The organism is Salinicola sp. (assembly GCF_982684285.1).
In genome coordinates this window covers 5,986-14,615 of record NZ_CEXLVS010000096.1, presented here as the reverse complement: position 1 = coordinate 14,615, position 8,630 = coordinate 5,986, and the positions used below count along the sequence as shown (strand labels likewise).

General features: G+C 65.1%; 8 protein-coding genes. 1 reads left to right on the top strand and 7 read right to left on the bottom strand.

The genetic code is table 11. The features are described 5' to 3' along the window. The 7 genes from AC3AYF_RS10190 to ggt all read right to left on the bottom strand — a co-directional run. A partial coding sequence (locus tag AC3AYF_RS10190; protein ID WP_487779700.1) for a sulfate/molybdate ABC transporter ATP-binding protein occupies window positions 1–741 on the bottom strand: 741 nt, incomplete at its 3' end. Further along, window positions 738–1,565, bottom strand: a complete 828-nt coding sequence (cysW, locus tag AC3AYF_RS10185; RefSeq protein WP_295036176.1) for a sulfate ABC transporter permease subunit CysW — start codon at window positions 1,563–1,565, stop codon at window positions 738–740. The genes cysW and AC3AYF_RS10190, both read right to left, overlap by 4 nt. Then, the gene (cysT, locus tag AC3AYF_RS10180) at window positions 1,565–2,419 is read right to left on the bottom strand and encodes a sulfate/thiosulfate ABC transporter permease CysT (RefSeq protein WP_295036177.1); all 855 of its coding nucleotides are present in this window, start codon (window positions 2,417–2,419) and stop codon (window positions 1,565–1,567) included. Before cysT ends, cysW begins: the two co-directional genes overlap by 1 nt. Next, window positions 2,416–3,444, bottom strand: coding sequence for a thiosulfate ABC transporter substrate-binding protein CysP (cysP, locus tag AC3AYF_RS10175; protein WP_149435613.1), 1,029 nt, complete (start codon window positions 3,442–3,444; stop codon window positions 2,416–2,418). Before cysP ends, cysT begins: the two co-directional genes overlap by 4 nt. 147 nt (window positions 3,445–3,591) lie before the next feature. Next, a complete protein-coding gene (locus AC3AYF_RS10170; protein WP_295036178.1) occupies window positions 3,592–4,761 on the bottom strand; it encodes an MFS transporter in 1,170 nt (389 codons plus the stop codon). 21 nt (window positions 4,762–4,782) lie between these two features. After that, window positions 4,783–5,964: an SH3 domain-containing protein gene (locus AC3AYF_RS10165; protein WP_295036200.1), complete on the bottom strand. Its 1,182-nt coding sequence runs from the start codon at window positions 5,962–5,964 to the stop codon at window positions 4,783–4,785. Window positions 5,965–6,032: 68 nt separating this feature from the next. Further along, window positions 6,033–7,781, bottom strand: a complete 1,749-nt coding sequence (gene ggt / locus AC3AYF_RS10160; protein WP_295036179.1) for a gamma-glutamyltransferase — start codon at window positions 7,779–7,781, stop codon at window positions 6,033–6,035. Window positions 7,782–8,150: 369 nt separating this feature from the next. Between ggt and rpe the strand changes: the two genes are divergently transcribed. Then, the coding region (gene rpe / locus AC3AYF_RS10155; protein WP_487779699.1) for a ribulose-phosphate 3-epimerase at window positions 8,151–8,630 on the top strand (480 nt) is incomplete at its 3' end.

Below are 8,630 nucleotides of genomic sequence, written 5' to 3'. Positions count from 1 at the left end.
GACATCGCCCTCGAGCCGGTGGACGTCTCCCAGGAACTCGAACACGAACTGGTTGGCGGGTTGGCGATAGAGGGTGTCCGGCGTGGCGATCTGCTCGACCCGGCCGTTGCTCATCACCACCACCCGATCCGACAGCTCCAGCGCCTCTTCCTGATCGTGGGTCACGAACAGGCTGGTGAAGTGGAGTTCTTCATGGAGATGACGCAGCCACCGGCGTAGCTCCTGGCGAACCTTGGCGTCCAGTGCGCCGAACGGCTCGTCGAGCAGCAGCACGTCGGGCTTCAGGGCCAGGGCGCGGGCCAGTGAGACGCGCTGTTGCTGGCCGCCGGAGAGCTGAGCCGGGAAGCGCTGGGCGAAATCCTGCAGCCGGACCATCTCCAGCAGTTGCATGACCCGCGAGCGGATCTCGCCGCTGGAGGGCCGCGTGGCCCTCGGCATGGCGGTGAGACCGAAGGCGACGTTGTCGAACACGCTCATGTGGCGAAACAGCGCGTAGTGCTGGAACACGAAGCCGATGCGCCGGTCGCGCACGTGCACCCGGGTCACGTCGCGGTCGCCGAAGTGGATCGAGCCGCCGTCGGCCTGTTCCAGGCCCGCGACGATGCGCAGCAGCGTGGTCTTGCCGGAACCGGAAGGGCCGAGTAGCCCGATCAACTCGCCATCGTGGATATCGAGATCGATGGGCTCCAGGGCGCGGGTGCGCCCATAAGTCTTGTCGATCTGCGAGATGCGAATACTCATGTCGCGGTCTCCCGGCGCGCGGCGCGCCATTCGAGTGCGGCCTTGGCGGCCAACGTCAGCAGTGCCAGCAGTGCCAGCAGCGAGGCGCTGGTGAAGGCACCGACGGTGTTGTAGTCCTGGTAGAGCTGCTCGACCTGTAGCGGCAGGGTGTTGGTCTGGCCACGAATCGCCCCGGCGACCACCGACACCGCGCCGAATTCACCCACGGCGCGGGCGTTGGTCAGAATCACGCCGTAGAGCAGCGCATGGCGGATGTTCGGCAGCGTCACGCGACGAAAGATCGTCCAGCCGGAAGCGCCGAGGGTGACCGCGGCTTCCTCCTCGCGAGAGCCCTGCGCCTGCATCAGCGGAATCAGCTCCCGCGCCACGAACGGGCAGGTGACGAACAGCGTCACCAGCACGATGCCCGGCCAGGCGAACATGATCTGAATATCGTGGGCGTCGAGCCAGCCGCCGAGCCAGCCATTGCGGCCATAAAGCAGCAGATAGACGAGGCCCGCCACCACCGGCGAGACCGCGAACGGGATGTCGATCAGTGTCTGCAGCAGGCGCCGGCCGGGGAAATCGAAGCGCGTCACCAGCCAGGCCAGGAACACCCCGAAGATCAGGTTGACCGGCACCGTGATCGCCGCCACCAGCAGGGTCAGGGCGATGGCGGAGAGGGTGTAGGCATTGCTGAGGTTTTGCCAATAGACGTCGATGCCGCTCATCAATGCCTGGGCGAAGATCGCCACCAGCGGCAGCAGCAGGAACAGCGCCGTCAGCGCCAGCGCCATGCCGATCAGCAGTCGGCGGACACGTGGTGCGTCACCGATACGAATCATCAGCCGCGCCCTCCATGCAGTCGCTTGATGAAGCGGCCCTGCCACAGGTTGATCGCCAGCAGCAGCGCCAGCGAGGTGGCGAGAACGATCGACGCCACTGCCGAGGCACCGGCGTAGTCGTACTCCTGCAGCTTGACGAAGACCATCAGCGAGGTGATCTCGGTCTCGTAGGGCTTGCCGCCGGCGATGAAGATCACCGCGCCGAATTCGCCCAATGAGCGCACGAAGGCGAGGCCGGTACCCGTCACCAGCGCCGGCCATAGATAGGGCAGGATAACGCGCCGAAAGGCGTGGCCGTCGCTGGCGCCGAGGGTCATCGCGGCTTCGTCCACCTCGGCGGGCAGGTCCTCCAGTACCGGCTGCACGGTGCGCACCACGAAGGGGATGCTGGTAAAGGCCATCGCCAGGGCGATGCCGATCCAGGTGTAGGAGACCGAGATTCCCAACGGTTCCAGCAACCGTCCGATCCAGCCGTTACTGGAGTAGAGGGTTGCCAGGGTGATGCCGGCAACAGCGGTGGGCAGCGCAAAGGGCAGGTCCATCAGCGCGTCGACCAGGCGTTTACCGGGGAATTCGTAGCGCACCAGCACCCATGCCATCAGCAAGCCGAACGCGGCGTTGAACAGCGCCGCGACCCCGGCGCCGAATAGCGTGACGGCGTAGCTCGCCAGCAGGCGGGGATCGGTGATCAGAAACCAGTACTGCGACCAGCTCAACTGCGACAGCTGCCCCACCAGACTGGTCAGGGGCAGCAGCAGGATCAGCGAGACGAAGGTCAGCGAGATGCCGAGGGAGAGGCCGAAGCCTGGCAGCACCCGGCGTTCGCGGCTCCGCGAGAGGGCCTGGGCGATCATCGGCGCTGAAGTTGATCCAGTTCACCGCCGCTGGCGAAGTGCGTCTTCATCGCTTCCGGCCAGCTGCCGAAGACGTCTTCGACGCGCAGCAGTTCGGTTTCCGGGAACTGGTCGCTGAACTCGGCGGCCACCTTCTCGTCGTTGACGCGATAGTTGAAGCCCGCCAGCAGGCGTTGCGCTTCCTCGGTGTAGAGATAGTCGAGATAGCCCTTGGCCAGGTCTTCATTGCCGTTGCGCTGGGCGTACTCGTCGACCACCGCCACCGGGAACTCGGCCAGGATGCTGACCGGCGGCACCACCACCTCGTAGTCGTCCTTGCCGTACTCGTTGCGGATGTTGTTGACCTCGGATTCGAAGGTGATCAGGACGTCGCCGATCCCGCGCTCGACGAAGGTCGTCGTCGCGCCGCGGCCGCCGGTGTCGAACACTTCGACGTTGCCGAGGAACGTCTTCATGTAGTCCTCGATCTTCGTCTCGTCGCCATCGAAGGCCTGATCGGCGTAACCCCAGGCCGCCAGATAGGTGTAGCGTCCGTTGCCCGAGGTCTTGGGGTTGGGGAACACCAGCGAGACGTCATCGCGGGCCAGATCGTCCCAGTTCTCGATCTGCTTGGGGTTGCCCTTGCGCACCAGGAACGCGGTGGTGGAGTAGTAGGGCGAAGCGTTGTTCGGGTATCGATCCTGCCAATCCTCGGCGACCAGCCCGGCGTCGGCGAGCACGTTGACATCGGTGACCTGGTTGAACGTCACCACGTCGGCGCGCAGTCCCTGCATGATCGAGCGCGCCTGGGTCGAGGAGCCGCCATGGGACTGCTTCACGCTGACGCTCTCGTCGTGCTGCGCCTGCCACCAGTCGATGAACTTCGGATTGACCGCGGCGAACAGTTCGCGGGCGATGTCATAGGAGGAGTTGAGCAGCTCCCGCGGTTCGTCCTGGGCCTGCGCAGGCGACAGGGCGCCTAGAGCGAGGGTCAGTCCGAAGGCGGAGGCGGCGAATAGCGAGCGAGGTCTGGAAAGCCCGAGCATGAGTCTGTTCCCTACGGATTATTAGCGATGCCGGCAAGGCTAGATAAATCCTAATGGAATGACAATTCGTTTACTTAGAACAAATTTATATAACCTTGCGCGGTAACTCTATAAGCTCCCACGACCGCAAGTCGGACGATTCGCTGGTCACCGTGGTCGTCCCTGGCCCGGTGGCTTCCCCAGACGCTTCAGGCCGACCAGACCCAGCAGCGGGCCGGGTAGCAGCCACCACGCAATCGTCGCTTCCAGCGCGGAAAGCCACGGCACCAGCAGGCCGATCGAGACTGCGGAGATGGCGAAGCCGATGGCATTCTGGAGCGTCAATGCGCTACCGACCAAGGCGGCGGGGCAGGCATTGGCGGAGAGGGCGGAAAACTGCGGGGAGTCGATCACCGCGAGCAGGCTCCACGCCGCCAGGTATGTCACCAGCGCGACGAAACCGAGATGGGGCGCGAGCCAGGGGTATAGCGCGCAGCCCACCGCCGAGCCGGCCAGCCCCAGGGTCGCGACCCGACGGCTCCCGAGGCGCTGGCTCAACCAGCCGCCGAGCCAGCAACCGGGGGCGCCGACGGCGATCAGGGCGAACGCCAACAGCGACAGCGCCCGTGGGGAGAGTTCGGGATTCGCCGTCACCAGCAGCAGCGGAATCAGCGTCCAGAGCGTGTATAGCTCCCACATGTGCCCGAAGTAGGCGCTGGCGGCGCGGCGAAAATCGGCGATGCCGAAGGCGGCCAGTCCGGCCAGGCGTGATCTTGGGGGTGGGGAATTGGGTCCGTGGGGAGGCGCGTCGCCCAAGCGCCAGACGATGGCCGCCGCCAGCAACGCCAGCAGGGAGGCAAACCACAGCGTCATCCGCCAGTTGCCTCCCCAGTCGATCCCGGCCAGCAGATGGGGCATCGCGGTGCCCAGCACCAGCATGCCGACCAGCCACGCCAGCCCGAGTCCGGCTCGTCCTGGCGCCCAGCCCACCATCAGTTTCATCCCGATGGGGTAGATGCCGGCCAGCGACAGCCCTGTCATCACGCGCAACCCCACGGCTGGCCATAACCCGCCCGCGAAGGGCAACAGCGCGTTGGAGAGCGCGCCGATCAGGCACGACAGCGCGAACAGGCGACTGGCGGGGGCGCGATCGGCGAGTCCGCTCAGGCCGATTCCGAGCGTACCGGCCAGAAAGCCGATCTGAACCGCTCCGGTCAGCCAGCCCAGGTCGGCCGGCGCGAGATCCCATGCGGTCTGGAGGTCGCCGATCACGGCATTGGGCGTGAACCACAGCGCGGTACCGAACCACTCGGCAATGGCGATCAGGACGATGGGCATCTGGGACGCCTGCCGAAGCAGCTAGCCGCCGCCTCGAGGATCATTGGCGGCCTGGTCATCTCCGGCACCGTCATCAATCGAGTCGCCATCAACCGCATCTTCGTCAACCGTGTCGTCATTGGCTTTGGCCTTCTGGCCGTAGACGACGGCCTCGGGAATCACGAATTGGCGCATGCCCGTATCGATCTGGTAGTGATCGCCGATTTTTCTGGCGATGTAATCCGCGCTGCCATTACCGCCATTATTGATTGCGGTCACCATGCCGGTCTCGAACAGGATATGCAGCGAGTCTTCCGAATCCTGGCCTGGAGGCATGGCGATCCAAATGCCCGCATTGCCGGGCCCGTCGCGAATCACGCCGAAAGGGCAGAGCTGTGCGGGTTGGCCCGGTTCCAGCTCGCAGTCGACCGTACCCGTGGCATCGAAGTCGTGGTCGCTGCTGTTCAGGCCTTGAAGTTCGGTGTTGCCTGTCGCGGGGCTCGATGCCGGCGGCTGGCTTCCCTCGACCAGGAATCGCCCGGCGACCCAGCCGCGGAGCCCCGAGTCCGCGGCGCGAACGTGGCACCAGCGGTCGGCGCCGTTCAGGCGACAGCCAAGACTCTCGAGCGTTTCGCCATTGGCCAGCTGGCCGGCAACGGCGTACTGCTGGCCAGGACCCGACCGCACGTTGAGCCTGGTCGTCGCGTCGTCCAGCTCGACCTGCCAGTATCTCGGCCCGTCCATCTCATCGGGCCGGTTGGCTTTTGCCGGCGCGGCGCTGCCCCTGTTTGCATCGGCCGTCGGGGCATCGCGCGGTTCGCCGACAGCGATGGTCAGCGTATAGCTCGCCTGTTCGTCACGCCGTGCGGCCGCGCGGACCAGAAACACCTGAACGAGATAGTCGCCGGATGCTGGCAGGGCGACATCCGCCACGTTGCCCGCCATCATCCCCGCAAACAGGAACTCGCCGCCGTCGGCCGACTTGATATTGAAGTAGACGCTGTCGCGGGAGGCGTTCAGATCCACGGACAGGATCTGACCCTGCTGCGCGGCGACGCGGTACTCGGCGGTCTGGTCGCCGCTTAGCCGAGCCTCGATCACGCGCTCGGGTTCGCTGGCGGCTAGCGTGATGCGCTCGCCGCCCGTCGATTGGGCGACGGCGCCGAGTGGCATGCCGGCGATCACCAGCAGGCAGAGGATGTGCCGAACGGGTGCGGTCAGCATGGCCACCGCCCGGCGTCGTCCGCGCGATGCTGCACGGAGCCGATCCGAGGCCTGGCATCTCTCATGGCTCAAATGCCCATCGCCGAAGAGGTCGAGCGTCGCGGGTCGGCACCGCCGGTGAAGGTGCCGTCGTCCTCGATCAGGATCGACTGCGCCGCGCCCATCGCCTCCTGCTGGCTGATCTTGTGGCCCATGGCTTCGAGCAGGGCGATGGTATCCGGGCTGATGCCGTCCTCGATGCGGATCTCGTCCGGCAACCACTGGTCGTGGATTCGTGGCGCACTGACCGCGCTCTGAATGTTCATGCCGTGGTCGATCACGTTCATCACCACCTGCAGCGTGGTGGTGATGATGCGTGAGCCGCCCGGGCTGCCGGTCACGAGGAAGTTCCTGCCGTCCTTCTTGACGATGGTCGGCGTCATCGAGGAGAGCATGCGCTTCTCGGGCTCGATCTTGTTGGCTTCGCCGCCGATCAGGCCGTAGGCATTGGGGGTGCCGGGCTTGGCGGAGAAGTCGTCCATCTCGTTGTTGAGCAGGAAACCGGCGCCGTCGACGACGATGCCCGAGCCGTAGCTGAAGTTGATGGTGTAGGTGTTGGAAACCGCCAGGCCGCTGTCGTCGGCGATCGAGAAATGGGTGGTCTCGTTGGATTCGTACGGCAGCGGGTCGCCGGCGGCGATCTCGCTGCTGGGCGTGGCCCGGTCGAGGTCGATCTGGCCGCGCAGTTCCTCGGCGTAGGCCTTGGACGTGATGCCTTCGAGGGGCACATCGACGAAATCGGTGTCACCCAGGTATTCGGCGCGATCGGCGTAGGCGCGTTTCATCGCTTCGCTCATGACGTGGATCGTCCGCGCCGAGTTGAAACCCATGGCGTCAATGTCATAGCCCTCGAGGATGTTGAGCATCTGCACGATATGCGCGCCGCCGGAGGAGGGCGGACTCATCGCGTAGACATCAAACCCGCGGTAGTTGCCGTGCACCGGCTCGCGAATCGTCGGCTGGTAGCCGGCGAGATCCTGTGCCGTCATCAGGCCACCATGATTCTGCATCTCGGCGGTGATCAGGCGTGCCGTCTCGCCCTCGTAGAACTCACGCGGTCCGTTCTCGGCGATGCGCTCGAGCGTCGCGGCCAGGTCGGGCTGGCGGAATCGCTCGCCGGCACGATAGAGCGAGGCGTCCGGCTTGTAGAACACCTTGCGCGTCGAATCCCACTGTTTTAGCCGATCCTGGGACTGCTCGAGTCCTTCCGCAAAGCGCGGCGGGATGATGAACCCCTCGTCCGCCAGCTTGATCGCGGGCGCCAGCGCCTCGGCCAGCGTCATCGTGCCGTACTGGTCCAGCGCCAGCGCCAGGCCGGCCACGGTGCCGGGCACGCCGGAGGCGTTGTGGGTATAGCGCGAGAGTTCGGAGACGGCCTCGCCCTGCTCGTTCTGGAACATGGTCTCGTAAGCCGCGGCGGGGGCCTTCTCGCGGTAGTCGATGGCAATGACCTTGTCGCTTTTTTCGTCCGAAATCAGCATGAAGCCGCCGCCGCCGATATTGCCCGAGCGGGGTTGGGTCACTGCCAGCGCGAAACCGGCGGTGACGGCGGCATCGACCGCGTTGCCGCCCTCCTCGAGAACCTCGTGGGCGATCTGCGAGGCGAGGTAGTGACTGGTGGCGACCATGCCGTGCTCACCGACCTGGGGATGGAAGCGTTCGCCCTCGAGAATGGCGGACTGGCCCAGCGAGGTCACCGAGTAGGCGAATGTCAGGCAGAAGACGCAGAGTCCGGCGACCCGGCGAGGAGTGTGCTTGGCAGGGGTGAGTCTCGGCATGCGGTTACCCTCGAAATGCGATTGTTGTCGTGGCTGGTCTGAATCGTGAAGCCTGCTTTGCGGCAGGCTTAACCTCATGCGCAGTATAGGAATTATTCGTCACGAATGTCGTCCCTGGGCATTTGATTCCCGTGCTAAGCACGCCGATCAGGTCGCGTACGTCCGCAAGGAACTGCCGGAGGATCGCCAGAGCAGCAAGCCCGATTTCGTGGATTGAACCGCGGCTAAAGGTAAGCCGAACCGCCTCGCTGGTGCTGCCAGCGGGGCGGTTTTGCATCCGGCCTGCCCATCGTCGAAGCACGTGCGCTAGATCGAGGCACGTGCGCTAGAATGGGCGACAGAAGCCAGCCAGCACAAGGATCCCCGCTCATGCGCGACTTCAAGATTGCCCCCTCGATTCTCTCCGCCAACTTCGCCTGCCTGGGCCAGGAGGTGGACGACGTGCTGGCGTCGGGGGCCGACATCATCCATTTCGATGTGATGGACAATCATTATGTCCCCAACCTGACGATGGGGCCGATGGTGTGCGAGGCGTTGCGCAAGCACGGCATCACCGCACCGATCGATTGCCATCTGATGGTCAAGCCGGTGGATCGGCTGATCGGCGACTTCATCGAGGCCGGTGCCAGCTACGTGACGTTCCACCCCGAGGCTTCCGAGCATATCGACCGCTCGCTGCAGCTCATTCGCAGCCACGGCTGCAAGGCGGGGCTGGTGTTCAATCCGGCCACGCCGCTCTCCTACCTGGACTATGTGATGGACAAGGTCGACATGATCCTGATCATGTCCGTGAATCCGGGATTCGGCGGCCAGAAGTTCATTCGCGCGGCGCTCGGCAAGATCGCCGCG

Excerpts from the sequence above, each read along its gene's own strand:
- cysW (WP_295036176.1), bottom strand. The coding sequence starts at position 1,565 with ATGATTCGTATCGGTGACGCACCACGTGTCCGCCGACTGCTGATCGGC.
- cysT (WP_295036177.1), bottom strand. The coding sequence starts at position 2,419 with ATGATCGCCCAGGCCCTCTCGCGGAGCCGCGAACGCCGGGTGCTGCCA.
- cysP (WP_149435613.1), bottom strand. The coding sequence starts at position 3,444 with ATGCTCGGGCTTTCCAGACCTCGCTCGCTATTCGCCGCCTCCGCCTTC.
- AC3AYF_RS10170 (WP_295036178.1), bottom strand. The coding sequence starts at position 4,761 with ATGCCCATCGTCCTGATCGCCATTGCCGAGTGGTTCGGTACCGCGCTG.
- AC3AYF_RS10165 (WP_295036200.1), bottom strand. The coding sequence starts at position 5,964 with ATGCTGACCGCACCCGTTCGGCACATCCTCTGCCTGCTGGTGATCGCC.
- ggt (WP_295036179.1), bottom strand. The coding sequence starts at position 7,781 with ATGCCGAGACTCACCCCTGCCAAGCACACTCCTCGCCGGGTCGCCGGA.